This window comes from Paenibacillus sp. A3M_27_13 (genome assembly GCF_024213315.1).
Lineage (GTDB): Bacteria > Bacillota > Bacilli > Paenibacillales > Paenibacillaceae > Paenibacillus > Paenibacillus polymyxa_B.
In genome coordinates this window covers 18,609-43,078 of record NZ_JANAVE010000015.1, presented here as the reverse complement: position 1 = coordinate 43,078, position 24,470 = coordinate 18,609, and the positions used below count along the sequence as shown (strand labels likewise).

General features: G+C 45.2%; 31 protein-coding genes and 1 other annotated feature. All 31 genes read left to right on the top strand.

The features are described from left to right. Window positions 1-158: 158 nt before the first annotated feature. The 31 genes from rpmG (at window position 159) to rpsH (ending at window position 24,465) form a co-directional block, all read left to right on the top strand. Window positions 159-308, top strand: a complete 150-nt coding sequence (rpmG, locus tag NLX82_RS27045) for a 50S ribosomal protein L33 (protein WP_023990562.1) — start codon at window positions 159-161, stop codon at window positions 306-308. A 20-nt stretch (window positions 309-328) separates the two neighbouring features. Next, a complete protein-coding gene (gene secE / locus NLX82_RS27040; RefSeq protein WP_013312170.1) occupies window positions 329-520 on the top strand; it encodes a preprotein translocase subunit SecE in 192 nt (63 codons plus the stop codon). Window positions 521-542: 22 nt separating this feature from the next. Beyond that, window positions 543-1,076 carry a transcription termination/antitermination protein NusG gene (gene nusG / locus NLX82_RS27035; RefSeq protein WP_007432596.1) on the top strand — a complete coding sequence of 178 codons (534 nt, stop codon included), beginning with the start codon at window positions 543-545 and terminating at the stop codon, window positions 1,074-1,076. Window positions 1,077-1,149: 73 nt separating this feature from the next. Then, complete coding sequence (gene rplK / locus NLX82_RS27030) at window positions 1,150-1,575, top strand: 50S ribosomal protein L11 (RefSeq protein WP_007432595.1); 426 nt, start codon at window positions 1,150-1,152, stop codon at window positions 1,573-1,575. 87 nt (window positions 1,576-1,662) lie between these two features. Beyond that, window positions 1,663-2,355, top strand: coding sequence for a 50S ribosomal protein L1 (gene rplA, locus NLX82_RS27025; protein ID WP_013312169.1), 693 nt, complete (start codon window positions 1,663-1,665; stop codon window positions 2,353-2,355). Between the two features lie 68 nt (window positions 2,356-2,423). Continuing rightward, window positions 2,424-2,575 (top strand) — a sequence feature (ribosomal protein L10 leader region). Between the two features lie 74 nt (window positions 2,576-2,649). After that, a complete protein-coding gene (rplJ, locus tag NLX82_RS27020; RefSeq protein WP_013312168.1) occupies window positions 2,650-3,153 on the top strand; it encodes a 50S ribosomal protein L10 in 504 nt (167 codons plus the stop codon). A gap of 68 nt (window positions 3,154-3,221) precedes the next feature. Further along, complete coding sequence (rplL, locus tag NLX82_RS27015; RefSeq protein WP_010348819.1) at window positions 3,222-3,587, top strand: 50S ribosomal protein L7/L12; 366 nt, start codon at window positions 3,222-3,224, stop codon at window positions 3,585-3,587. 148 nt (window positions 3,588-3,735) lie between these two features. Then, window positions 3,736-4,338, top strand: a complete 603-nt coding sequence (locus tag NLX82_RS27010; protein WP_076294719.1) for a class I SAM-dependent methyltransferase — start codon at window positions 3,736-3,738, stop codon at window positions 4,336-4,338. Between the two features lie 355 nt (window positions 4,339-4,693). After that, on the top strand, window positions 4,694-8,239 hold the full coding sequence (gene rpoB / locus NLX82_RS27005; protein ID WP_028542620.1) for a DNA-directed RNA polymerase subunit beta: 3,546 nt from the start codon (window positions 4,694-4,696) through the stop codon (window positions 8,237-8,239). Window positions 8,240-8,379: 140 nt separating this feature from the next. Next, on the top strand, window positions 8,380-11,994 hold the full coding sequence (rpoC, locus tag NLX82_RS27000; RefSeq protein WP_013312165.1) for a DNA-directed RNA polymerase subunit beta': 3,615 nt from the start codon (window positions 8,380-8,382) through the stop codon (window positions 11,992-11,994). A 216-nt stretch (window positions 11,995-12,210) separates the two neighbouring features. After that, window positions 12,211-12,462 carry a ribosomal L7Ae/L30e/S12e/Gadd45 family protein gene (locus NLX82_RS26995; protein ID WP_007432588.1) on the top strand — a complete coding sequence of 84 codons (252 nt, stop codon included), beginning with the start codon at window positions 12,211-12,213 and terminating at the stop codon, window positions 12,460-12,462. A 144-nt stretch (window positions 12,463-12,606) separates the two neighbouring features. Next, on the top strand, window positions 12,607-13,029 hold the full coding sequence (gene rpsL / locus NLX82_RS26990; RefSeq protein WP_007432587.1) for a 30S ribosomal protein S12: 423 nt from the start codon (window positions 12,607-12,609) through the stop codon (window positions 13,027-13,029). Window positions 13,030-13,080: 51 nt separating this feature from the next. Continuing rightward, on the top strand, window positions 13,081-13,551 hold the full coding sequence (rpsG, locus tag NLX82_RS26985; protein ID WP_007432586.1) for a 30S ribosomal protein S7: 471 nt from the start codon (window positions 13,081-13,083) through the stop codon (window positions 13,549-13,551). A 46-nt stretch (window positions 13,552-13,597) separates the two neighbouring features. Beyond that, entirely contained in the window at window positions 13,598-15,676 is a 2,079-nt protein-coding gene (gene fusA, locus NLX82_RS26980; protein WP_023990559.1) for an elongation factor G, read from the top strand. A 94-nt stretch (window positions 15,677-15,770) separates the two neighbouring features. Beyond that, a complete protein-coding gene (tuf, locus tag NLX82_RS26975) occupies window positions 15,771-16,961 on the top strand; it encodes an elongation factor Tu (protein ID WP_023990558.1) in 1,191 nt (396 codons plus the stop codon). Window positions 16,962-17,299: 338 nt separating this feature from the next. Continuing rightward, window positions 17,300-17,608 (top strand): 30S ribosomal protein S10, encoded by a 309-nt coding sequence (rpsJ, locus tag NLX82_RS26970; protein ID WP_005544556.1) that lies wholly within the window; start codon window positions 17,300-17,302, stop codon window positions 17,606-17,608. Between the two features lie 32 nt (window positions 17,609-17,640). Next, on the top strand, window positions 17,641-18,264 hold the full coding sequence (rplC, locus tag NLX82_RS26965; protein ID WP_013312161.1) for a 50S ribosomal protein L3: 624 nt from the start codon (window positions 17,641-17,643) through the stop codon (window positions 18,262-18,264). 26 nt (window positions 18,265-18,290) lie between these two features. Beyond that, on the top strand, window positions 18,291-18,914 hold the full coding sequence (gene rplD, locus NLX82_RS26960; protein ID WP_013312160.1) for a 50S ribosomal protein L4: 624 nt from the start codon (window positions 18,291-18,293) through the stop codon (window positions 18,912-18,914). After that, window positions 18,914-19,204, top strand: a complete 291-nt coding sequence (rplW, locus tag NLX82_RS26955; RefSeq protein WP_013312159.1) for a 50S ribosomal protein L23 — start codon at window positions 18,914-18,916, stop codon at window positions 19,202-19,204. Before rplD ends, rplW begins: the two co-directional genes overlap by 1 nt. Window positions 19,205-19,234: 30 nt before the next feature. Then, window positions 19,235-20,065, top strand: coding sequence for a 50S ribosomal protein L2 (gene rplB / locus NLX82_RS26950; RefSeq protein ID WP_023990557.1), 831 nt, complete (start codon window positions 19,235-19,237; stop codon window positions 20,063-20,065). Between the two features lie 72 nt (window positions 20,066-20,137). Beyond that, complete coding sequence (gene rpsS, locus NLX82_RS26945) at window positions 20,138-20,416, top strand: 30S ribosomal protein S19 (RefSeq protein ID WP_007432579.1); 279 nt, start codon at window positions 20,138-20,140, stop codon at window positions 20,414-20,416. A gap of 36 nt (window positions 20,417-20,452) precedes the next feature. Next, window positions 20,453-20,785 (top strand): 50S ribosomal protein L22, encoded by a 333-nt coding sequence (gene rplV, locus NLX82_RS26940; RefSeq protein ID WP_013312157.1) that lies wholly within the window; start codon window positions 20,453-20,455, stop codon window positions 20,783-20,785. A 13-nt stretch (window positions 20,786-20,798) separates the two neighbouring features. Then, the gene (rpsC, locus tag NLX82_RS26935) at window positions 20,799-21,464 is read left to right on the top strand and encodes a 30S ribosomal protein S3 (RefSeq protein ID WP_013312156.1); all 666 of its coding nucleotides are present in this window, start codon (window positions 20,799-20,801) and stop codon (window positions 21,462-21,464) included. A gap of 2 nt (window positions 21,465-21,466) precedes the next feature. Next, a complete protein-coding gene (rplP, locus tag NLX82_RS26930; protein ID WP_007432576.1) occupies window positions 21,467-21,901 on the top strand; it encodes a 50S ribosomal protein L16 in 435 nt (144 codons plus the stop codon). Beyond that, window positions 21,891-22,088, top strand: a complete 198-nt coding sequence (gene rpmC, locus NLX82_RS26925; RefSeq protein ID WP_007432575.1) for a 50S ribosomal protein L29 — start codon at window positions 21,891-21,893, stop codon at window positions 22,086-22,088. Before rplP ends, rpmC begins: the two co-directional genes overlap by 11 nt. 50 nt (window positions 22,089-22,138) lie before the next feature. Beyond that, the gene (rpsQ, locus tag NLX82_RS26920; RefSeq protein ID WP_007432574.1) at window positions 22,139-22,402 is read left to right on the top strand and encodes a 30S ribosomal protein S17; all 264 of its coding nucleotides are present in this window, start codon (window positions 22,139-22,141) and stop codon (window positions 22,400-22,402) included. Window positions 22,403-22,436: 34 nt separating this feature from the next. Continuing rightward, complete coding sequence (rplN, locus tag NLX82_RS26915; protein ID WP_007432573.1) at window positions 22,437-22,805, top strand: 50S ribosomal protein L14; 369 nt, start codon at window positions 22,437-22,439, stop codon at window positions 22,803-22,805. Window positions 22,806-22,841: 36 nt separating this feature from the next. Then, window positions 22,842-23,195: a 50S ribosomal protein L24 gene (gene rplX, locus NLX82_RS26910; RefSeq protein ID WP_013312155.1), complete on the top strand. Its 354-nt coding sequence runs from the start codon at window positions 22,842-22,844 to the stop codon at window positions 23,193-23,195. A 31-nt stretch (window positions 23,196-23,226) separates the two neighbouring features. Beyond that, a complete protein-coding gene (gene rplE / locus NLX82_RS26905; protein ID WP_007432571.1) occupies window positions 23,227-23,772 on the top strand; it encodes a 50S ribosomal protein L5 in 546 nt (181 codons plus the stop codon). A gap of 76 nt (window positions 23,773-23,848) precedes the next feature. Next, complete coding sequence (locus NLX82_RS26900; protein ID WP_013312154.1) at window positions 23,849-24,034, top strand: type Z 30S ribosomal protein S14; 186 nt, start codon at window positions 23,849-23,851, stop codon at window positions 24,032-24,034. A 32-nt stretch (window positions 24,035-24,066) separates the two neighbouring features. Continuing rightward, on the top strand, window positions 24,067-24,465 hold the full coding sequence (rpsH, locus tag NLX82_RS26895) for a 30S ribosomal protein S8 (protein ID WP_007432570.1): 399 nt from the start codon (window positions 24,067-24,069) through the stop codon (window positions 24,463-24,465). Window positions 24,466-24,470: the final 5 nt, after the last annotated feature.

Genomic DNA, 24,470 nt, shown 5'->3' with positions numbered 1-24,470 from the left:
TAAAATGCACCACAGCCGGGACTGCGAATTGTATGCAAACATTCGTTGACATGGAAAACCCCGTGTGATAAAGTGTTTTAGGTAGGCCTAAATTCGCGGTTTTTTTTAGGATCAATTATGAGACTTCCGGTGTTGGATGTCTTCGGGAGGTGCACATCATGCGGGTAATTATTACTTTGGCTTGTACAACATGCAAACAAAGAAATTACACAACGACGAAAAACAAGCGTAATCACCCCGACCGCATGGAGATGAAGAAATTCTGTAAGTCCTGTAACGAACAGACTTCTCATCGGGAAACCAGATAGTTTTTGGAGGTGTAGTCGGCGTGAAACGCAGTTTCAAGTCTCTGTTTTCCTTTTTCTCTGAAAGCTGGGCTGAACTCAAGAAGGTTCGCTGGCCCAATCGTAAAGAACTGACCAACTATACGCTGATTGTCATAGGGACAATTGCGTTCGTCACGATTTATTTTTGGGTTCTCGATATCGGCATTTCCGCTGTGATCGAAGCGATTATCTAGGAAGGGTTCCAGGTGGCTTGATATGGAAAAAAGATGGTACGTCGTTCATACCTATTCAGGGTATGAGAACAAAGTCAAAGCCAATTTGGAAAAACGCGTTGAGTCCATGGGCATGGAAGACAAGATATTCCGTGTTCTTGTTCCTATGGAAGAAGAACTGGTAACCAAGGACGGTAAGAAAAAAACCGTTATGCGTAAAGTCTACCCTGGTTATGTCTTAGTCGAAATGGTCCAAACCGACGACTCTTGGTATGTTGTACGCAACACACCAGGTGTTACGGGATTTGTAGGGTCGACAGGCTCGGGTTCCAAACCGACGCCATTGCTTCCAGAAGAAGTTGAACAGATTCTGAAGCATATGGGCATGGTAGAGCCGAAACCGAAGATTGAATTCGATGTTAAGGAATCCGTGCGAATTAAAGTTGGTCCTTTTGCGAATTTTGTGGGCTCCGTGGAAGAAATTTTGGTTGAGAAGAGCAAGCTTAAGGTTCACGTCAACATGTTTGGACGGGAAACCCCGCTTGAGTTGGATTATACTCAAGTGGAGAAAATATAGATTTTTCTTACAGGTTTCTTGTGGGAGGATCGATAGGTCCGTCTACCACTATTGAGTCAAGGAGGTGTCATCCATGGCAAAAAAGGTAATTAAAATGGTAAAACTGCAGATTCCTGCAGGGAAAGCTAATCCAGCGCCTCCAGTAGGTCCAGCTTTGGGTCAAGCAGGTGTCAACATCATGGCATTCTGTAAAGAGTTCAATGCTCGTACTGCTGATCAAGCAGGCCTGATTATTCCGGTTGAAATTTCGGTATTTGAGGATCGTTCTTTTACGTTCATCACCAAAACTCCACCGGCTGCTGTTCTGTTGAAAGTTGCTGCTAAAATCGAAAAAGGTTCCGGTGAACCGAATAAAACGAAAGTTGCAACTGTAAATCGCGCTGCTGTTCGTCAAATTGCAGAGCAAAAAATGCCTGACCTTAACGCAGCTTCCGTAGAATCGGCAATGCGTATGGTTGAAGGTACTGCTCGCAGCATGGGTATCACCATCGTAGATTAATTTTATTAATCTACGTGTGCCGGCAGTTTGACTGTCCGGCAAGTGTGGGAGGAATATCCGCTAATACCACATAAGGAGGAAAACATTATGGCTAAACATGGTAAGAAGTACCTGGAAGCTGCTAAGCTGATTGACAGCGAAGCAACTTACGAGCCTTTAGAAGCCGTTGAACTGGTGAAAAAGGCTGCGACTGCTAAATTCGACGAAACCGTTGAAGCAGCAGTTCGTCTGGGCGTAGATTCCCGTAAACAAGACCAGGCTGTTCGTGGTGTTGTTGTTCTGCCGCATGGTACGGGTAAAACACAACGCGTTCTGGTATTTGCAAAAGGTGACAAAGTGAAAGAAGCGGAAGCGGCTGGCGCTGATTTTGTTGGTGATCAAGATATGATCAACAAAATCCAACAAGGCTGGTTCGAATTCGACGTCTGCGTTGCGACACCTGATATGATGAGTGAGGTTGGTAAACTGGGTCGTTTGCTCGGTGGTAAAGGTTTGATGCCTAACCCTAAAGCAGGCACAGTTACTTTCGACGTTGCCAAGGCTGTTCAAGAAATTAAAGCCGGTAAAATCGAATACCGTCTCGACAAAGCCGGTCAAATTCATGCGCCAATCGGCAAAGCTTCCTTCAGTGCTGAACAGCTGAACGAGAACCTTAAAGCCTTGGTTGAAGCCTTGAACCGTGCGAAGCCAGCGGCTGCTAAGGGTGTATACCTGAAAAACATCGCTATTTCTTCGACTATGGGACCAAGTGCACGTGTGAACGCATCTGTTTACAGATAATATTTTGATTGACACACTCAATCAAATTTGTTATTCTATAAAAGTTGTGAGTCCTTGTGACTGACCATTAAAGTTGAATATGCTTACCGTAGACAGTAGGTGCCTTCGGGCTTAATTTCCTACCGAGGTGTTATGATAGAACATTTCATGTGACGGGCTTGTCCCGTCCATGTAGATTTATCAAGCCTTCGTACTCTACGGAGGCTTTTTTCATGCTTATGAAAGCAAGCTTTGTAAGATCACCAGATCGGGTGCTTCGAACAAAGCGGATAAATTGATCAGGAGGTGTACAGTTTGGCAAATGCAAAGGTGATTCAAGCAAAACAAGAAGCTGTTGAAGTTGTAGCTGCAAAATTGCGCGAGAGCGTAACAACTGTGGTTGCAGACTATCGCGGTCTGAATGTTGCCCAAGTAACTGAGCTGCGTAAGCAGCTTCGCGAAGCCGGAATCGAATTTCAAGTGCTGAAAAACACACTGCTCCGCCGTGCAACTGCGGCAGCAGAATTGACTGAACTGGACGCAGTATTGACAGGTCCTACTGCAATCGCGTTCGGCAAAGATGATGCAGTGTCTGCAGCTAAAATCTTGAACGATTTCGCTAAGAAGAACAATGCACTGGAACTGAAAGGTGCAGTTGTAGAAGGTCGCGTTATCGGTGTTGAGGAAATCAAAGCACTGGCAGAACTGCCATCCCGCGAAGGTCTCCTTTCCATGCTCCTCAGCGTGCTTCAAGCTCCTGTGCGCAACTTCGCGCTTGCAGTTAAAGCTGTTGCAGAAAAAGAAGAGCAAAGCGCATAAGTTAGGGATTAAACCTGCTGTATAGCAGTTGAAAACAAAAAAATACGAATTTAAATGGAGGTTCAACCATGAGTAAAGAGCAAATCTTGGAAGCAATTAAAGGTATGTCCGTATTGGAACTGAACGATCTCGTGAAAGCAATCGAAGAAGAATTCGGCGTAACTGCAGCAGCTCCAGTAGCTGTAGCAGGTGGCGCAGCAGGTGGCGCAGCAGAAGCTGAGCAATCCGAGTTCGACGTAATCTTGACAAGCGCTGGCGCTTCCAAAATCAACGTTATCAAAGCAGTTCGCGAAATCACAGGTCTTGGCCTGAAAGAAGCAAAAGAACTGGTTGACAACGCTCCAAAACCACTGAAAGAAAAAATCGCTAAAGAAGAAGCTGAATCCATTAAAGCAAAATTGGAAGAAGCAGGCGCTTCTGTAGAAGTAAAATAATTGACTGCTTTCTAGCAGACAATGAACTAAAACAAACCCCTTGAGGTGATCTTCAAGGGGTTTGTTGCTGTAAAACGGTAGTACCAGCATGTCTGAAAGGTTATTGTAAAGGCTATGATGGTAGTACAACCGAAAGAGGTGGGCATGAATGGCTGATCATTATTACTCCAAGCGGCCAGAGACGGCGCATGAACGACGGAGCCTGGAAACAGTGCTTCGGGGGCGGTCATACCGTTTTGCCAGCGATTCAGGCGTTTTTTCGAAGCAGGGAATTGATTACGGGAGTCGTGTGCTGATTGAAGCGATGCAGCTTCCTGCACAAGCTTCGGTATTGGATGTAGGATGCGGTTATGGGCCGATCGGTTTGGCGGCAGCCGCGCTTGTCCCCGAGGGACACGTCACAATGGTTGATATTAATGAGCGAGCCGTTCAACTAGCGATAGAGAATGCGGAACGTAATGGGGTTAAGAATGTCACCATTAAGCAAAGCGATTTGTTTGCGGAAGTGAAGAATGAACGTTTTGACGTGATCTTGACGAATCCTCCTATACGTGCAGGAAAAGAAACAGTGCATACCATTTTTGAGCTTGCTTATGAACATTTAAAAGAGGGTGGAGCTTTGTGGGTAGTCATTCAGAAAAAGCAGGGGGCCCCTTCGGCGAGTGCTAAGATAGAGAGCCTTTTCGGTTATGTAGAGGAAGTTACAAAGGATAAAGGTTATCGAATTTTGAAGGCTGAAAAAAGTTTTTAAGAAAATGCAATAGGACCATTGACTTGAATCCTGGTCTGTGATATTATTATAAAATGTCAGTATTAGGATGCCCTCCATGGCTTTAGTTTGTTGAAATGTCAATAGATTTATGCGTAGTAGGTATAGTATTTATCTCTATTACGTATAATACAACCATTTTGGGCAAATCTACAAGTAATGAAGATCTTCCGGTAAGAGGATTCTGCAGATACGTTGCTCTTTTTTCGAATGCATTCGAGTAAGGGCTTTTCTGTATTTGTAAGATTGAATCTTCTGTATGTGTCTTATTATAAGGTCACAAACAGAGGTTCGCAATGTATTTTTAAAGTGAGTAGACATGAGGGGTGAGTTTAAGTTGGCAGGACATCTTGTTCAATATGGTCGACGCACTCGGCGCAGTTATGCACGTATTAATGAGGTACTCGAGGTTCCGAACCTGATTGAGATCCAACAAAAATCCTATGATTGGTTTTTGGAGGAAGGATTACGGGAAATGTTTCGGGATATTTCGCCAATTCAGGATTTCACTGGAAATCTGATTCTGGAGTTTATCGACTATTCTCTCGGAGAACCCAAATATACCGTTGACGACGCAAAGGAACGCGACGTTACGTATGCAGCACCGCTTCGGGTAAAAGTCCGGCTTATTAATAAAGAAACCGGGGAAGTGAAAGAGCAGGAAGTATTCATGGGAGACTTCCCGCTGATGACTGAAACGGGTACGTTTATTATTAACGGTGCGGAACGGGTTATTGTCAGCCAGTTGGTTCGCTCTCCCAGCGTCTATTTCAGCACAAAAGTCGACAAGAATGCGAAAACAACATACACCGCAACGGTAATTCCTAACCGGGGGGCTTGGCTCGAACTGGAGATGGATGCGAAGGATATTATCTATGTCCGGATTGACCGTACCCGTAAAATTCCGGTTACGGTGTTGCTGCGTGCGCTGGGCTTTGGCACTGATGCTGAGATTCTGGATTTGCTCGGCAATGACGAATATATCCGCAACACACTTGATAAAGACAACACGGATTCCACCGAGAAAGCGCTGATTGAAATTTATGAGCGTCTTCGTCCGGGTGAGCCGCCTACACTGGATAACGCAAAGAGCTTGCTGGTTGCGCGCTTCTTTGATCCAAAACGTTATGATCTGGCCAACGTAGGCCGTTACAAAATCAATAAAAAGCTTCACATCAAAAATCGTCTGTTCAATCAACGACTTGCTGAGACTTTGATTGATACAACAACTGGTGAAATCATCGCTGAAGCCGGACAAATGGTAGATCGCCGCCTGTTGGACGAGATTTTGGCCCAACTGGAGGAATCAGTAGGACATCGTACGTATCATGTTGCGAGTGGTGTGCTAGAAAGCAATGATATTCCACTTCAAACGATCGATGTATTCTCACCAATTGAGGATGGTAAAGTAGTAAAACTGATTGCTAACGGAAATATTGATAAATCGGTTAAGAATATTACGCCTGCCGATATTATTTCCTCCATCAGTTATTTTATTAACTTGCTTCACGGAATCGGAAGTACGGACGATATTGACCATTTGGGTAACCGTCGTTTGCGTTCTGTAGGTGAGTTGCTCCAAAACCAGTTCCGTATCGGTTTGTCCCGTATGGAACGCGTGGTGCGTGAAAGAATGTCGATTCAGGATGCTAATGTAATTACGCCACAAGCGCTGATTAACATACGTCCGGTAATTGCTTCGATTAAAGAGTTCTTTGGTAGCTCGCAGCTGTCTCAGTTTATGGATCAGACGAACCCGCTTGCTGAATTAACGCACAAACGTCGTCTGTCCGCACTCGGACCCGGCGGTTTGACGCGCGAACGCGCGGGCATGGAAGTGCGTGACGTCCATCCGAGTCACTATGGCCGCATGTGTCCTATCGAGACACCAGAGGGACCAAACATTGGTTTGATCAACTCTTTGTCCACTTTTGCACGCATCAACGAGTACGGATTTATCGAAGCGCCTTATCGTTGGGTAGATCCAAAAACCGGAAAAGTTACAGAGCAGATTGATTACCTGACTGCTGATGAAGAAGATAACTACATCGTAGCTCAGGCGAATGCGGAATTGACGGAGGAAAACACCTTTAAGGATGAGGTCGTCATTGTCCGTTATAACAAACAGTCTGATAACATTATTCCGATGGCTAGTAGCCGTGTCGATTACATGGACGTATCGCCTAAACAGGTCGTATCGGTCGCGACTGCATTGATTCCGTTTCTGGAGAATGATGACTCTAACCGCGCATTGATGGGTTCCAACATGCAGCGTCAGGCTGTCCCACTTCTGATTCCGAAGTCTCCATTGGTCGGAACAGGAATGGAGCACAAGTCTGCGAAAGATTCTGGTGTTTGCGTTGTATCCAAATACAACGGAGTTATCGAACGTTCTTCGGCCAACGAAATTTGGTTGCGTCGTATCGAAACTGTAGATGGCGCTGAAGTGAAGGGCGACATTGTTAAGTATAAATTACACAAATTTATGCGATCTAACCAAGGAACTTGCATCAACCAACGTCCGATTGTGAACAGAGGAGATATTGTCAAAGTTGGCGATATTCTTGCGGATGGTCCATCTACAGAGATGGGTGAGTTGGCGTTGGGACGTAACGTTGTCGTTGCCTTCATGACTTGGGAAGGTTACAACTACGAGGATGCGATCCTGCTGAGTGAGAAACTGGTTAAGGAAGATGTATACACCTCGATCCATATTGAGGAATACGAATCCGAGGCTCGTGACACGAAGCTTGGACCTGAAGAAATCACTCGCGACATTCCAAATGTCGGTGAAGAAGCGCTTCGCAACTTGGATGAGCGTGGAATCATTCGTATTGGTGCCGAAATCGGCGCAGGTGACATTCTCGTTGGTAAAGTTACACCTAAAGGTGTGACTGAATTGACAGCTGAAGAACGTCTCTTACACGCAATCTTTGGTGAGAAGGCACGCGAGGTTCGCGATACTTCTTTGAGAGTTCCTCACGGAACAGACGGGATTGTTGTAGATGTAAAGGTGTTTACACGTGAAAATGGTGATGAACTGCCACCAGGTGTAAATCAGTTGGTTCGTGTATATATTGCTCAAAAACGTAAAATCTCCGAAGGCGATAAAATGGCTGGACGTCACGGTAACAAGGGTGTCGTTGCCCGTATTTTGCCTGAAGAAGATATGCCGTTCCTGCCGGATGGCACACCAGTACAGGTCGTTCTGAACCCGCTGGGCGTACCTTCACGGATGAACATCGGACAGGTGCTTGAAGTCCATTTGGGTATGGCTGCAATGCGTCTTGGTATTCATGTGGCAACTCCAGTATTCGATGGTGCCAAGGAGTATGACGTATTCGATACAATGGAAGAGGCAGGCATGCAGCGTAATGGTAAGACTGTGTTGTATGACGGACGTACGGGTGATCGTTTTGAACGTGAAGTTACTGTCGGTGTCATGCACATGATCAAACTGGCGCACATGGTCGATGATAAAATCCATGCTCGTTCTACAGGTCCTTACTCTCTCGTTACGCAACAACCATTGGGTGGTAAAGCTCAATTCGGTGGACAGCGCTTCGGGGAGATGGAAGTATGGGCATTGGAAGCCTACGGCGCGGCGTACACGCTTCAGGAAATTTTGACTGTGAAATCCGATGATGTGGTTGGACGTGTTAAAACTTACGAATCCATTGTCAAAGGTGAAAATGTACCTGAACCGGGTGTTCCAGAATCATTTAAGGTCCTAATCAAAGAGCTGCAAAGCTTGGGTATGGACGTGAAGATTCTGTCTGAAGACGAACAAGAGATCGAAATGAGAGAGCTTGATGATGAGGATGACACAACCGGCGATAAGCTGAGTTTGAATCTGGAAGGCTCTGAGGTTGGCGTAGAGTAGTTTGACTGCTGACTAACTCATATCAGTTTTGTTATATACCTTGATCCATTCTAGAATGGATCAGGTTTCTTGATACCGCCCGGTGTTGCTGGGCGGTATCAAACCTAAAAACTCAGGATTTGGTTAAGGAGGGTTGCTCCTTGTTGGACGTTAACAATTTCGAATATATGAAAATCGGGCTTGCTTCCCCCGAAAAGATTCGTTCTTGGTCCCGCGGAGAAGTCAAAAAACCGGAGACGATTAACTATCGTACGCTTAAACCGGAAAAAGAAGGACTATTTTGCGAGAAAATTTTCGGACCTACGAAAGACTGGGAATGTCATTGCGGTAAGTACAAACGTGTACGCTATAAAGGTGTTGTCTGTGACCGTTGTGGAGTAGAAGTTACTCGCGCTAAGGTTCGCCGTGAGCGTATGGGCCATATTGAGTTGGCTGCTCCTGTATCGCACATTTGGTACTTTAAAGGCATTCCAAGTCGTATGGGTCTTGCTCTTGATATGTCTCCAAGATCTCTGGAAGAGATCATTTACTTCGCATCTTATGTTGTAACCGATCCAGGAGATACGCCTTTGGAGAAAAAGCAACTCCTGTCCGAGAAAGAATACCGTAGTTATCGTGAGAAATATGGCTATGGATTCCAGGCAGGTATGGGTGCTGAAGCGGTTAAAAAGCTTCTTCAAGATTTGGATATAGACAAAGAGTTGGAATTCTTGAAAGAAGAGCTGCGTACAGCTCAAGGACAACGTCGTAACCGTGCAATCAAACGCCTTGAAGTTATTGAGGCATTCCGTAACTCCGGCAACCAACCGGATTGGATGATCATGGACGTACTTCCTGTTATTCCTCCTGAACTTCGTCCAATGGTACAGTTGGATGGTGGTCGTTTCGCTACTTCTGACCTTAACGACTTGTATCGTCGTGTTATTAACCGTAATAACCGTCTGAAACGTCTGTTAGATCTAGGTGCGCCAGATATTATCGTACAAAATGAAAAACGGATGTTGCAGGAAGCTGTTGACGCCTTGATTGATAATGGTCGTCGTGGTCGTCCTGTTACAGGTCCAGGTAACCGTCCTTTGAAATCCCTCAGCCACATGCTGAAAGGTAAACAAGGACGTTTCCGTCAGAACTTGCTCGGAAAACGTGTTGACTACTCTGGTCGTTCCGTTATCGTTGTAGGTCCGTACTTGAAAATGTATCAATGCGGTTTGCCGAAAGAAATGGCACTTGAACTGTTCAAACCTTTTGTTATGAAAGAACTAGTGAACAAAGGTTTGGCGCACAATATCAAGAGCGCCAAGCGTAAAGTAGAACGTGTGAGTGCAGAAGTATGGGATGTGCTGGAAGAAGTAATCAAGGAGCATCCAGTTCTTCTGAACCGTGCCCCTACGTTGCATAGACTCGGTATCCAGGCGTTCGAACCGATTTTGGTTGAGGGTCGTGCGATTCGTCTGCATCCGCTCGTATGTACTGCATATAATGCCGACTTTGACGGTGACCAAATGGCTGTTCACGTTCCGTTGTCTGCGGAAGCTCAAGCTGAAGCTCGTTTGCTTATGCTAGCATCCGGCAACATTTTGAATCCGAAAGACGGCAAGCCAGTTGTTACACCTTCCCAGGATATGGTTCTTGGTTCTTTTTATCTGACTATGGATAACAAAGAAGAAGAAGGAAGCAATATGATCCTTCGCAACATGAATGAAGCTATATCGGCTTACCAACGTGGTACAGCTGGTCTTCATGCTCGTGTAGCTATTCCGGTTAAAGCTTTGAATAAAACGAGCTTTACGGAAAAACAACAGGAAGCGATGTTGATCACAACGGTTGGTAAAATTATCTTTAATGAAATTTTCCCGGCAAGCTTCCCGTACATCAATGATGCTACCCGTGCGAACCTGCTTTATGGTACTGCGGAGGAGTTCTTTGTTTACGAGAAGGGTGTAAATCTTACAGAAGCCATTCAAAACGCTCCGCAAGCTAACGGGGTAGGCAAGGATTACCTTGGTAATATCATTGCCCGTTGTTTTGAGACTTACCATACAACAGAAACAGCTGTAATTCTGGATAAAATTAAGCAGCTTGGCTTTACGTATTCCACTCGTGCAGGGGTAACCGTTGCAGTATCGGACGTAATCGTGCCGGTGGAAAAACAAGAGATTCTTAAGGGGTCCGAAGATAAAGCGCAAGTTGTGACGAATCAGTATCGTCGTGGTCTGATTACGAATGAAGAACGCTATGACCGGATTATCGACATTTGGTCTAAAGCGAAAGATGATATTACCGAAGTATTGATGAAGTCCATGGATCGCTACAACTCTATCATGATGATGGTGGACTCCAAAGCGCGGGGTAACAAGTCACAGATTACTCAGCTCGGCGGTATGCGTGGTCTGATGGCCAATCCATCCGGACGTATTATCGAACTCCCAATCAAATCAAATTTCCGTGAAGGTCTGACAGTACTCGAGTACTTCATCTCCACTCACGGAGCGCGTAAAGGTTTGGCGGATACAGCCCTCCGTACGGCTGACTCCGGTTACCTGACTCGTCGTCTCGTAGATGTGGCACAGGATGTTATCGTGCGCGAAGAAGACTGCGGAACGGATAAAGGCTTCACAGTAAGTCGTATTCAGGACGGTAAAGAAGTGATTGAGGATCTCTATGACCGTCTGGAAGGTCGCTATTGCTTTGAAACGGTACGTCATCCTGAGACTGGCGAGATTTTGGCTAGACGTAACGAACTGATTGACTCCGACAAAGCTGAAGCGATTGTTAAAGCCGGTGTACACAAAGTTCAGATTCGTTCTGTACTAAGTTGCCGTGCTAAACATGGCGTCTGCAAGAAATGCTACGGTCGCAATCTGGCTACTGGTAAACACGTTGAGATTGGTGAAGCAGTTGGTATTATCGCTGCACAATCCATTGGTGAGCCAGGAACACAGCTTACTATGCGTACGTTCCACACAGGCGGCGTAGCGGGTGACGATATTACACAAGGTTTGCCTCGTATCCAGGAGCTTTTTGAAGCACGTAATCCTAAAGGTCAGGCAACTATTAGTGAAATTGACGGTACAGTTAAAGAAGTTCGTGAAGGTAAAGACCGCCGTGAGATCGACATTCAGGGTGAAGCTGAAACGAAAACATATTCAGTAACATATGGTTCCCGCCTGCGCGTAAGCGAAGGTATGACTGTTGAAGCTGGGGACGAACTGACGGATGGTTCGATTGATCCTAAAGAAATGCTGCGTATTAAAGGTATTCGCGGGGTGCAGAACTATATCCTTCAGGAAGTTCAACGCGTATACCGGAACCAGGGCGTAGAAATCAACGACAAGCACGTAGAAGTTATGATTCGTCAAATGTTGCGTAAAATCCGTATCATTGATGCGGGCGACACGATCTTACTTCCAGGTTCCTTTGTTGATGTCCATGAGTATGAAAATGCAAACAAGATAGCGATTCTCAGCGGCCAAGAACCAGCGGTAGCTAAGCCGGTACTGCTCGGTATTACCAAGGCCTCTCTGGAAACTGACTCCTTCTTGTCAGCAGCATCCTTCCAGGAAACTACTCGTGTCTTGACTGATGCAGCTATTAAAGGCAAGGTCGATCAGTTGCTTGGGCTGAAAGAGAACGTAATTATTGGTAAATTGATTCCTGCGGGAACAGGTATGAACCGTTACCGTAGCGTGAAATTTGCCCAACCGGAAGAGGGGCAGTCTCCATCTGAGGAGCTCGAACCAATTTCGGCCGAGTAATATAAAAATAGTATGATTGCCGGAACACCGTAGACATAAGCTTTGCATAAAAGCTTTAGCAGACGGTGCTCCGGTGTTTTTCAAAAATGAATCGTACTATTCTGTTTAAATGAATTATAGTTTATAATTGTCTTGACATTACTTATAGTCAATGCTAATATAGCAAAGGTGCGTGAGCAGCCTATATGCTATTGGGTCTTTTCGGAGGAATGAGATATGTCTAAAGAACAGGGACTGCAAGATGCTCATGTCAAAATCGGTACCAAACAAACCATTCGTATGGTAGAATTGGGCTTTGCCTCAGAAGTATATGTGGCAGAAGACGCAGATCAGCGTCTCACTTCCAACATCATTGCTTTGTGCAACAAGCAAGGAGTCAAAGTGACTCTCGTAGACACAATGAAAAATCTCGGAGCTGCATGTGGGATTGAAGTGGGAGCCGCAATGGCTGCTATCGTAAAACAATAGGGTAAGGAACGTTTTTGTCTAAGGAATTGTTATTCTTGGCGGCAAAGACTTTTCATTTGTTCTTTTATGAACCGCCTGGGTCTGTGGGCTTAGATAAGGTTTGTAAAGTAACAGCAAAAATTGAGGAAGGGGGTGGCAACCAACATGCCAACTATTAACCAACTGGTTCGTAAAGGACGTCAAGCCAAAATCGAGAAATCGAAATCACCGGCTTTGCAAAAAGGTTTTAATGCCTTGAAACGTGAAGCTACCGACATCAGTGCCCCGCAAAAACGCGGAGTGTGCACTCGTGTAGGTACTATGACTCCGAAAAAACCAAACTCCGCACTTCGTAAATATGCTCGTGTTCGCTTGACGAACCGTGTAGAGGTGACTGCTTACATTCCAGGTATTGGACATAACCTTCAAGAACACAGCGTAGTGCTGATTCGCGGCGGTCGTGTAAAAGACCTTCCGGGTGTGCGTTACCATATCGTTCGCGGTGCTTTGGATACTGCAGGCGTAAACAACCGCATGCAAGCTCGTTCCAAATACGGCGCAAAACGCCCTAAAGCTAAAAAATCCTAATGAGATATAAACCGCATATGTCGGTTTAACATGTAAGAAAGGGGGATATCCATGCCACGCAAAGGTCCAGTTACCAAAAGAGACGTGTTGCCAGATCCGGTATACAACAGCAAGTTGGTTACCCGCTTGATCAACCGCATCATGCTCGACGGAAAACGAGGCGTTGCTCAAAGCATTCTGTACAATGCGTTCAAGCTTATCCAAGAACGTACGGGGAATGACCCGATGGAAGTTTTTGAAGCAGCTATCAAGAATATCATGCCAGTCCTGGAAGTTAAAGCACGCCGTGTCGGCGGTGCCAACTACCAAGTACCAATCGAGGTAAAACCAGAAAGACGTACGTCCCTGGGATTACGTTGGCTCGTAAACTACTCCCGCAACCGCGGTGAGAAAACCATGGAAGAGCGTTTGGCGGCTGAAATTATCGATGCTTCCAACAACACAGGCGCTTCCGTGAAAAAACGTGAAGACACGCACAAAATGGCTGAAGCAAACAAAGCGTTTGCTCACTATCGTTGGTAGGATTCAGCTCAAAAAATAACTTCAATTTTGAAGGGAGACCCATTTCATGGCAAGAGAGTTCTCCTTGAAAAATACACGTAATATCGGGATCATGGCTCATATTGACGCGGGTAAAACCACAACAACAGAGCGGATCTTGTTCTACACAGGCCGTACGCACAAAATCGGTGAAGTTCACGAAGGCGCTGCGACAATGGACTGGATGGAACAAGAACAAGAGCGCGGAATCACGATTACTTCCGCTGCGACGACCGCTGCCTGGAAAGGTCACCGCGTCAATATCATCGACACCCCGGGGCACGTTGACTTCACTGTTGAAGTTGAACGTTCCCTTCGTGTATTGGACGGAGCAGTTGGTGTTTTCAGTGCGAAAGAAGGCGTTGAGCCTCAGTCCGAAACCGTATGGAGACAGGCTGATCGCTACGGCGTTCCACGGATCGCATATGTAAACAAAATGGATATCATTGGTGCCGACTTCTTGAATGTTGTCTCCGACATGCGTGATCGCCTTCAAGCGAACGCAGTTGCGATTCAATTGCCAATCGGCGCAGAAAATGATTTTACTGGTATTATCGATATCGTTGAACAAAAAGCTCATATGTACAAAGATGATCTTGGTCAAGATATCGAAGAAGTAGAAATTCCTGCGGAATTCAAAGATCAGGTTGAGGAACTCCGTAATGAATTGATCGAGAAGGTTGCTGAACTGGACGAAGAATTGACAATGAAATACCTGGAAGGCGAAGAAATTTCGGTTGCCGAAATTAAAGCCGCTCTCCGTAAAGGTGTTGTAGAAGTTAAAATCTTCCCAGTTATCTGTGGATCTTCTTACCGCAATAAAGGTGTTCAGCTGATGTTGGATGCTGTTCTCGACTATTTGCCGGCTCCTACTGACGTGCCAAGTATTCAAGGGCATTTGGAAGACGGTACGGAAGTTGAACGTCACTCTTCCGATGAAGAGCCATTCTCCGCATTGGCCTTCAAAATCATGACGGATCCTTACGTTGGTAAGTTGACATTCTTCCGCGTATACTCCGGTGTTCTTCAATCCGGTTCTTACGTATTGAATGCAACAAAAGGTAAACGCGAACGTATCGGACGTATTCTTCAAATGCATGCGAACAGTCGTCAAGAAATCACTGTAGTTTACTCTGGTGATATTGCGGCTGCCGTAGGTTTGAAAGATACAGGTACAGGTGATACACTGTGTGATGAGAAGAGTCCTGTTATTCTCGAGTCCATGAATTTCCCTGATCCGGTTATCGAAATCGCGGTTGAGCCTAAAACCAAAGCTGACCAAGATAAAATGTCTGTAGCTCTCGGTAAGTTGACTGAAGAGGATCCAACTCTTCGCGCTCATACTAACGAAGAAACAGGTCAAACCATCTTGGCAGGTATGGGTGAGCTTCACTTGGACATCATCATTGACCGTATGCGTCGTGAGTTCAAGGTAGAAACGAATGTGGGTAAACCACAGGTTGCTTACCGTGAAACGTTCCGTGCTCCAGCACGTGTCGAAGGTAAATTCGTTCGTCAGTCCGGTGGTCGTGGTCAATATGGTCACGTATGGGTTGAGTTCGAACCACTCGAACCAGGTACTGGTAGTCAATTCGAAAGTAAGGTAGTCGGCGGCTCTGTTCCTAGAGAGTACATCGCACCTGCTCTTGCTGGTATTGAGGAACAAATGAAAAACGGCGTTATCGCAGGCTTCCCGCTTGTGGACGTTAAAGCTACAATCGTGGACGGATCATACCATGATGTCGATTCCAATGAAATGGCATTTAAAATTGCCGGATCAATGGCGCTGAAAGCAGCGAAAGACAAATGTAAACCAGTATTGCTTGAGCCGATTATGAAAGTTGAAGTAACGGTTCCTGAGGAATACATGGGTGACGTAATGGGTATGTTGAACTCCCGTCGTGGTCGGATTGAAGGTATGGATTCCCGTAGTGGAGCTCAAATCATTCGTGCGAAGGTGCCTTTGTCCGAAATGTTCGGATACTCGACTACACTTCGCTCCGGTACACAAGGACGCGGCGTGTTCTCTATGGAACTTTCTCATTATGAAGAAGTGCCGAAGAGCATTGCTGAAGAGATCGTTGCCAAAACCAAAGGCGGCGAGTAATACAATGTATCAGCTGACCGGTATACTTAAGGTTTTACCAAAAGGGCATCCGGCAGCCTAAAATAAAACAAGTTATTGAGGAGGAATTGTTCAAATGGCAAAGGCTAAGTTTGAACGTAACAAACCGCACGTTAATATCGGTACTATTGGTCACGTCGATCATGGTAAAACTACTTTGACTGCTGCAATCACAACTGTATTGTCCAAAACTTACGGTGGTGCTGCTGTAGCATTCGATCAAATCGATAAAGCTCCAGAAGAGCGCGAACGCGGTATCACAATCTCCACTGCACACGTGGAATATGAAACACCTAACCGTCACTATGCACACGTTGACTGCCCAGGTCACGCCGACTATGTTAAAAACATGATTACTGGCGCTGCACAAATGGACGGAGCGATTCTGGTTGTATCCGCAGCTGACGGCCCAATGCCGCAAACTCGCGAGCACATCCTGTTGTCCCGCCAAGTTGGTGTTCCTTACATCGTTGTATTCCTGAACAAATGCGACATGGTTGAAGACGAAGAGTTGCTGGAATTGGTTGAAATGGAAGTTCGCGACTTGCTGAGCGAGTATGACTTCCCAGGCGACGACACTCCAATCACTCGCGGTTCCGCTCGTGAAGCACTGCAAAACCCAGATGGCGACTGGGCTAAGAAAATCGTTGAAATGTTCGAAACAATCGACACTTACATCCCAACTCCAGAACGTGACACTGACAAGCCTTTCCTTATGCCTGTCGAGGACGTATTCTCCATCACTGGTCGTGGTACAGTTGCTACAGGCCGTGTAGAGCGTGGTACAGTTAAAGTGGGCGACGAAATCGAAATCATCGGTATTCAAGAAGAATCCCGTAAATCCGTAGTAACAGGCGTAGAAATGTTCCGTAAATTGCTTGATTCCGCTCAAGCTGGTGACAACATCGGCGCACTGCTTCGCGGTGTAGATCGTGCACAAATCGAGCGTGGTCAAGTATTGGCTAAACCAGGTTCTGTTAACCCACATACAGAATTTTCTGCTCAAATCTACGTTTTGACTAAAGAAGAAGGTGGACGTCACAAACCTTTCTTCACTGGTTACCGTCCACAGTTCTACTTCCGTACAACTGACGTAACTGGTATCATTACTTTGCCAGAAGGTTCCGAAATGGTAATGCCTGGTGATAACATTACGGTTACTGTTCAACTGATCAACCCGATCGCTATCGAAGAAGGAACTAAGTTCTCTATTCGTGAAGGTGGACGTACAGTTGGCGCTGGTGCCGTAGCAACAATCTCCAAATAAGAAGGCTTTAGCCTTTAAATAGAGCAACAGTGTACTGGAACGAGTAACATTGTATTGGAACGAAGCTAAACGAGCCCCTGCCCTGGTGCGGGGGCTTTTCTCTTGGAAAAATCGCAAGCTGCGAACACAATTGTATCTTTTGAAAATAAGATGCATTGTTTTTTCGTTTTTGCTTGCAATAGGCAGAACTATTCGATATAATAACTAATGTTGTTTGTGACTGTGCGATGATGTGAGAGGTTACTGACACACCCGGCCCCTTTGCCATGGGAGGGCTGTCGGAAAATTTTCACGGAGTATGTCCGATACCAAATTGGGCGATAGAAGGAGGGACTAAAATGGCAAAGCAAAAAATTCGTATTCGTTTGAAAGCTTACGATCATAGAATTCTTGATCAATCCGCTGAGAAAATTGTTGAAACAGCTAAACGTTCGGGCGCAGGTGTATCCGGGCCAATTCCGCTGCCAACTGAAAAACAAATCATTACTATTCTCCGTGCGGTACACAAGTACAAGGATTCCCGGGAGCAGTTCGAAATGCGCACACACAAGCGTTTGATCGACATTGTTAACCCGACTCCACAAACTGTGGATGCCTTGATGCGCTTGGACCTGCCGTCCGGTGTAGATATCGAAATTAAATTGTAATATGTAATTAGGAAAAGAAATGAGGTGTCAACATGAAAGGTATCTTAGGAAAAAAACTCGGAATGACTCAAGTGTTTACCCCTGAAGGTAACGTACTTGCTGTTACGGTTATCGAAGCAGGTCCTTGTGTTGTTCTGCAAAAGAAAGATCTGGAAAACGATGGATACGAAGCTATCCAACTCGGTTTCTCTGATAAGAAAGAAAAAAGATCCAACAAACCTGAAGCAGGACATGCGAAAAAGGCAAATACTGCACCTAAGCGCTACGTTCGTGAACTTCGTGGCATCGACCTTGCTGCGTACGAGGTTGGCCAAGAACTGAAGGCTGATGTCTTCACAGAAGGCGAGTTCGTTGACGTGACAGGTATTTCTAAAGGTAAAGGTTTTGCCGGCGTTATCAAACGTTGGGGACAAAGCCGCGGACCAATGGCACACGGCTCGCGTTACCACAGAGGTCCAGGTTCTATGGGTTCCATTCAAGCTAACCGCGTTCCTAAAGGTAAACACCTTCCAGGACACATGGGGCATGAAACGGTAACGATCCAACGTCTTGAAGTTGTTAAGATCGATACAGAACGTAATGTATTGCTCGTGAAAGGTTCCATTCCAGGACCTAAAAATAGCTTCGTTAAAGTATTAGAAACGGTGAAAAAATAAACAACTGAAGAAAGGAGGAACACGAAATGCCAAAAGTAGCACTATTTAATATTAGCGGCAGCCAAGTTGGTGAAATTGAATTGAACGACGCAGTGTTCGGTATCGAGCCGAATAAGCACGTTCTTCATGACGCTGTTGTTATGCAATTGGCTTCCCTGCGTCAAGGTACTCACAAAGTAAAAGGACGTTCTGAAGTACGTGGTGGCGGACGTAAACCTTGGAAACAAAAAGGTACTGGCCGCGCTCGTCAAGGTTCGATCCGTGCACCGCAATGGGTTGGTGGCGGTACTGTATTCGGTCCCACTCCACGCAGCTATGCTTACAAATTGCCTAAAAAGGTTCGTCGTCTGGCGATCAAATCGGCGTTGTCATCTAAAGTGATTGAGAATGAAATTATCGTATTGGACGCTCTTACACTGAACGGACCTAAAACGAAAGAATTCGCAGCCATTTTGAATAACCTTAAAGCTGATCGTAAAGCATTGATCGTAGCTCCTAGCTATGATGATAATGTAGCACTGTCCGCTCGTAATATTCCTGGTGTGAAGTTTGTAGCCGCAGACGGCATTAATGTTCTTGATGTGCTTGGACACGACAAACTGATCATTACGAAGGAAGCAGTTCAGAAGGTAGAGGAGGTGCTCGCGTAATGAAGGATCCTCGTGATATTATCAAACGTCCGGTTATCACCGAACGTACGGCTGGTATGATGAATGACTTGAAATACGTTTTCGAGGTTGACATTCGTTCTAACAAAGTCGAAGTTAAAAAAGCAATCGAAGCCATTTTTAACGTGAAAGTAAGTAACGTAAATACGCTTCGTGTTCCTGCAAAACCAAAACGCTACGGACGTCATTCCGGCTATACGAGCGAGTGGAAGAAAGCGTTCGTAACGCTGAGCAAAGACAGTAAGCCGCTTGAGTTTTTTGAAACGGTATAATTGAAACTGTAAAGTAAGGAGGGAAACTCAGTGCCAATTAAAAAGTATAAACCAACGTCCCCGGCCAGACGTGCTATGTCTGTATCTACTTTCGAGGAGATTACAACTAATCAGCCCGAGAAATCGTTGCTGGCACCTCTGAGCAAGCAAGCTGGACGCAATAACCAAGGTAAAATTACAGTTCGTCATCAAGGCGGCGGACACAAACGTAAATACCGTATTATTGACTTCAAACGTAACAAAGATGGAATACCGGGCCGCGTTGCTACGATCGAATATGATCCAAACCGTACGTCCAACATCGCACTTATCCACTATGTGGATGGTGAAAAACGTTACATCATCGCTCCTAAAGGTCTGAAAGTAGGAGACGAAGTGGTATCCGGTGCAGGTTCGGATATCAAAATCGGTAACTCCTTGCCATTGGAAAACATTCCAGTAGGTACGGTTATCCACAACATCGAATTGAAACCGGGTAAAGGTGGCCAACTCGTTCGCGCTGCTGGTACGGAAGCCCAACTTCTTGGTAAAGAAGAAAAGTATGTTACAATTCGTTTGTCTTCTGGTGAAGTTCGCCGCATTCTGAAAGTTTGCCGCGCTACAATCGGTTCTGTAGGTAACGAAGACCACGAACTGGTGAAAATCGGTAAAGCCGGTCGTAGTCGCTGGTTGGGACAACGTCCTGAAGTTCGCGGTGTTGTAATGAACCCTAACGATCACCCACACGGTGGTGGTGAAGGTCGCGCTCCAATCGGACGTAAATCTCCAATGTCTCCATGGGGTAAACCAACCCTTGGTTACAAGACACGTAAAAAAGGTAAAGCATCTGATAAGTACATCGTTCGTCGTCGTACTAAGTAATAAAACGTGCGCTTAAGTCGCACGTTAACATATTAAGGAACGACTACGTTTTAACGAAGGGAGGATTCATAAATGGGTCGCAGTCTCAAAAAAGGACCATTCATTGATGGTTACCTGTTGAAAAAAGTAGAGGTTTTGAACGAGTCGGACAAAAAAGTGGTAATCAAAACTTGGTCCCGTCGCTCTACGATTTTCCCGCAATTTATCGGACATACGTTTGGTGTATACGATGGTCGTAAACACGTGCCAGTATACGTAACGGAAGATATGGTCGGACACAAATTGGGCGAATTTGCTCCAACACGTACGTACAAAGGCCATACGGATGACGATAAGAAAACAAGAAGATAATCAACACAGCGTAGTGTTTGAGAGGAGGTAAACTCAATGGAAGCAAAAGCACATGCTAAGTCCGTACGGATTTCTGCTCGCAAAGTGAAACTTGTTATCGATTTGATTCGCGGTAAGCAGGTTGGTGAGGCGATCGCAATTCTTCGTCACACTCCAAAGTCCGCTTCTCCAGTCGTTGAGAAATTGTTGAATTCTGCGATTGCAAATGCAGATCACAACTATTCTTTGGACGTAAATAAATTGGTAGTATCTCAGGTTTTTGTAAACCAAGGTCCTACAATGAAACGATTCCGCCCGCGTGCAATGGGTCGTGCAAGTCGCATCAACAAGCGCACCAGTCATATTACTCTGGTGGTATCTGAAAAATAAGGAGGGAAAACGTGTGGGCCAAAAGGTAAATCCCGTCGGACTCCGAATCGGTATTATCCGTGATTGGGAATCCAAATGGTATGCAGGCAAAGATTTCGGTGATCTTTTGCTGGAAGACGTTAGAATTCGTGAACATCTGAAAAAAAGATTGAAAGACTCCGCTGTATCCCGTGTTGAAATCGAGAGAGCAGCTAACCGTGTCAACGTAACGATTCACACTGCGAAACCAGGTATGGTTATCGGTAAGGGTGGTTCCGAAGTTGAAAATCTGCGTAATGAAATTACTAAAATCGCAGGCGGTAAAAAGGTACACATCAATATTTCTGAAATTAAAAATCCTGAACTGGACGCAATTCTGGTTGCTGAAAGCATTGCACAACAATTGGAACGTCGTGTTTCTTTCCGTCGTGCTTTGAAACAAGCGATTCAAAGAACTATGCGCTCCGGAGCAAAAGGAATTAAAACTCAAGTAGGCGGACGTCTTGGCGGTGCCGAAATCGCTCGTTCCGAAGGGTACAGCGAAGGAACTGTTCCACTGCATACGCTTCGTGCCGACATTGACTATGGTACAGCGGAAGCTCATACTACTTACGGTCGTCTTGGCGTAAAAGTATGGATCTATCGTGGAGAGGTTCTTCCTCCAGCTAAGAAACAAGCTCCTCAGGAAGGAGGCAACTAATCATGTTGGTACCAAAGCGCGTAAAACATCGTAAACAACAACGTGGTCATATGAAGGGTCGTGCAAAAGGCGGTACTACACTGAACTTTGGTGAGTACGGTTTGCAAGCTACTGAACCTGCATGGATTACTAACCGTCAAATCGAAGCTGCTCGTATTGCGATGACTCGTTACATCAAACGTGGTGGTAAGGTTTGGATTAAAATTTTCCCTGACAAACCAATTACTCAGAAGCCTCTTGAGGTTCGTATGGGTAGTGGTAAAGGTAACGTAGAAAAATGGGTTGCAGTAGTGAAACCAGGCAAGATTATGTTCGAACTTGCTGGTGTTCCGGAAGAGATTGCTCGTGAAGCAATGCGTCTTGCCGCTCACAAACTGCCAATCAAAACTAAGTTTGTGAAACGTGAAGAATTGGGTGGTGAAGCAAATGAAGGCTAGTGAATTCCGCAACCTAACCACTGCTGAAATCGAACAAAAGATCTCCGGTTTTAAAGAAGAACTTTTCAACCTTCGTTTTCAACTCGCTACCGGTCAGCTTGATAACCCGACTCGGATCGGCGCTGTGCGTAAGGAAATTGCTCGTGCTAAAACTGTGATCCGTGAAAGAGAACTTGGGATTAGCTAAGATATCAGACCGGGTGGAAAATCCGCCTGTAATTAGGAAGGAGGCCAACAATGAGCGAACGTAATGCCCGTAAAGTATTAGTCGGTAAAGTAGTCAGCGACAAAATGGATAAAACGATTGTGATTGCTGTAGAAACTTACAAAAAACATGATCTCTACCATAAACGTATTAAAGTAACTAAGAAATTCAAAGCTCATGATGAAAACAACACTGCACAAATTGGTGATACTGTTAAAATCATGGAAACTCGCCCTTTGTCCAAAGACAAAAACTGGAGACTGGTCGAAATCGTTGAAAAAGCTGTTATAATCTAATGTAGTGTAGTTTTTCCGAAAGGAGGATAAATAAATGATTCAACCATTTACACGTTTGACTGTAGCTGACAATTCCGGCGCGAAGGAACTGATGTGTATCCGTGTGCTCGGTGGTACGGGACGTCGTACAGCTCAAATTGGTGACCTGATCGTTTGTTCCGTAAAACAAGCAACACCAGGCGGCGTTGTCAAAAAGGGTGATGTAGTAAGAGCGGTTGTTGTTCGTACTAAACGTTCTATCCGCCGTAAAGACGGTTCCTACATCGGATTTGACGAGAACGCAGCAGTGGTCGTTAAAGAAGACAAGAGCCCACGTGGTACTCGTATTTTCGGACCAGTTGCACGCGAACTTCGTGACAAGGACTTCATGAAAATCGTTTCCTTGGCTCCGGAAGTGATCTAAACTCACCTTAAAATGTGCCCGTAGGAGGTGTACGAAATGCCAAAAGTGAAAAAAGTTCTGGAATCCCATAACAACAAGCTTCACGTCAAAAAAGACGACACTGTTCTGGTGATTACAGGTAAAGATAAAGGTAAAAAAGGTCGCGTTATCGCTGCTTACCCTCGTCAAAACCGTGTGCTTGTGGAAGGTGTTAACATGATTAAAAAACACCAAAAGCCTAATCAGCTGAATCCACAAGGCGGCATCATCGAGAAAGAAGCTCCGATTCACGTTTCCAACGTTATGCACATTGATCCGAAGAGCGGAAAAGTAACCCGTGTTGGTTACAAAGTTTTGGACAACGGAAAAAAAGTGCGCATTGCAAAACGTTCTGGCGAAGTGATCGACTAATTATTTTTTGAAGAAAGGAGGTATATGATTCATGGCTACAACAAGAATGAAAGAACGTTTCTTGAAAGAAATCACTCCTGCTTTGATGCAGAAGTTCAACTATACAACAGTGATGCAAGTGCCTAAAATCGAGAAAGTTGTAATCAACATGGGTGTTGGCGACGCAGTCCAAAACTCCAAAGTACTTGATTCAGCTCTCAACGACATGCAGCTGATTGCTGGTCAAAAACCAGTAATCACTCGCGCAAAAAAATCTATTGCAGGTTTTAAATTGCGTGAAAACATGCCGATCGGTGTAAAGGTAACACTTCGTGGCGAGCGTATGTATTATTTCTTGGACAAATTGTTCAACATTACTCTTCCTCGCGTACGTGACTTCCATGGTGTATCGACAAAAGCTTTCGACGGACGTGGTAACTACACGCTTGGTCTGAAAGAACAGTTGATCTTCCCGGAAATCGAGTATGATCAAGTTGATAAAGTTCGTGGTATGGACATCGTTATCGTAACGACTGCCAAAACTGACGAAGAGTCCCGTGAGCTTCTGACTCAGCTGGGCATGCCTTTCGCAAAATAATGTTGGCATAACGTTTCGGGCGTCTGATTTTAAAGACACCCTGTTCTCCGAAACTATTTAGGAGGTGTCAGGCTAAGTGGCAAAAACTTCAATGAAAGTCAAACAACAACGCACACCAAAGTTTAAAGTTCGTGCTTACACTCGTTGCGAGCGTTGTGGTCGTCCACATTCGGTACTGCAAAAGTTTAAGATCTGCAGAATTTGCTTCCGTGAATTAGCTTATAAAGGCCAGATTCCTGGCGTGAAAAAAGCAAGCTGGTAAAAAGTCCTGTTTGGGAAGGAGGTTTATACACAATGACTATGTCTGATCCAATTGCAGATATGCTTACTCGTATTCGTAACGCGAACACAGTTCGTCACGAAACAGTAGAAATGCCTGCATCTACAATGAAAAAACAAATCGCCGACATCCTGAAACGTGAAGGATTCATTCGTGATGCGGAATTTGTTGAAGATAGCAAACAAGGGATTATCCGTATTTTCTTGAAATACGGTGCGAACAACGAGCGTGTTATTACAGGTTTGAAAAGAATCAGTAAACCAGGTCTTCGCGTTTACACGAAGAGCAATGAGATTCCACGCGTATTGGGTGGACTCGGGATCGCAATCATTTCAACATCCAAAGGTATCATGACCGACAAAGAAGCACGTCAGTCCAAAGCCGGCGGAGAAGTTGTTTGCTACGTTTGGTAAGATAA

Coding starts and splice junctions, on each gene's coding strand:
- rpmG (WP_023990562.1), top strand. CDS start 159: ATGCGGGTAATTATTACTTTGGCTTGTACAACATGCAAACAAAGAAAT.
- nusG (WP_007432596.1), top strand. CDS start 543: ATGGAAAAAAGATGGTACGTCGTTCATACCTATTCAGGGTATGAGAAC.
- rplK (WP_007432595.1), top strand. CDS start 1,150: ATGGCAAAAAAGGTAATTAAAATGGTAAAACTGCAGATTCCTGCAGGG.
- rplA (WP_013312169.1), top strand. CDS start 1,663: ATGGCTAAACATGGTAAGAAGTACCTGGAAGCTGCTAAGCTGATTGAC.
- rplL (WP_010348819.1), top strand. CDS start 3,222: ATGAGTAAAGAGCAAATCTTGGAAGCAATTAAAGGTATGTCCGTATTG.
- NLX82_RS27010 (WP_076294719.1), top strand. CDS start 3,736: ATGGCTGATCATTATTACTCCAAGCGGCCAGAGACGGCGCATGAACGA.
- NLX82_RS26995 (WP_007432588.1), top strand. CDS start 12,211: ATGTCTAAAGAACAGGGACTGCAAGATGCTCATGTCAAAATCGGTACC.
- rpsL (WP_007432587.1), top strand. CDS start 12,607: ATGCCAACTATTAACCAACTGGTTCGTAAAGGACGTCAAGCCAAAATC.
- rpsG (WP_007432586.1), top strand. CDS start 13,081: ATGCCACGCAAAGGTCCAGTTACCAAAAGAGACGTGTTGCCAGATCCG.
- fusA (WP_023990559.1), top strand. CDS start 13,598: ATGGCAAGAGAGTTCTCCTTGAAAAATACACGTAATATCGGGATCATG.
- tuf (WP_023990558.1), top strand. CDS start 15,771: ATGGCAAAGGCTAAGTTTGAACGTAACAAACCGCACGTTAATATCGGT.
- rpsJ (WP_005544556.1), top strand. CDS start 17,300: ATGGCAAAGCAAAAAATTCGTATTCGTTTGAAAGCTTACGATCATAGA.
- rplC (WP_013312161.1), top strand. CDS start 17,641: ATGAAAGGTATCTTAGGAAAAAAACTCGGAATGACTCAAGTGTTTACC.
- rplD (WP_013312160.1), top strand. CDS start 18,291: ATGCCAAAAGTAGCACTATTTAATATTAGCGGCAGCCAAGTTGGTGAA.
- rplW (WP_013312159.1), top strand. CDS start 18,914: ATGAAGGATCCTCGTGATATTATCAAACGTCCGGTTATCACCGAACGT.
- rpsS (WP_007432579.1), top strand. CDS start 20,138: ATGGGTCGCAGTCTCAAAAAAGGACCATTCATTGATGGTTACCTGTTG.
- rplV (WP_013312157.1), top strand. CDS start 20,453: ATGGAAGCAAAAGCACATGCTAAGTCCGTACGGATTTCTGCTCGCAAA.
- rplP (WP_007432576.1), top strand. CDS start 21,467: ATGTTGGTACCAAAGCGCGTAAAACATCGTAAACAACAACGTGGTCAT.
- rpmC (WP_007432575.1), top strand. CDS start 21,891: ATGAAGGCTAGTGAATTCCGCAACCTAACCACTGCTGAAATCGAACAA.
- rpsQ (WP_007432574.1), top strand. CDS start 22,139: ATGAGCGAACGTAATGCCCGTAAAGTATTAGTCGGTAAAGTAGTCAGC.
- rplN (WP_007432573.1), top strand. CDS start 22,437: ATGATTCAACCATTTACACGTTTGACTGTAGCTGACAATTCCGGCGCG.
- rplX (WP_013312155.1), top strand. CDS start 22,842: ATGCCAAAAGTGAAAAAAGTTCTGGAATCCCATAACAACAAGCTTCAC.
- rplE (WP_007432571.1), top strand. CDS start 23,227: ATGGCTACAACAAGAATGAAAGAACGTTTCTTGAAAGAAATCACTCCT.
- rpsH (WP_007432570.1), top strand. CDS start 24,067: ATGACTATGTCTGATCCAATTGCAGATATGCTTACTCGTATTCGTAAC.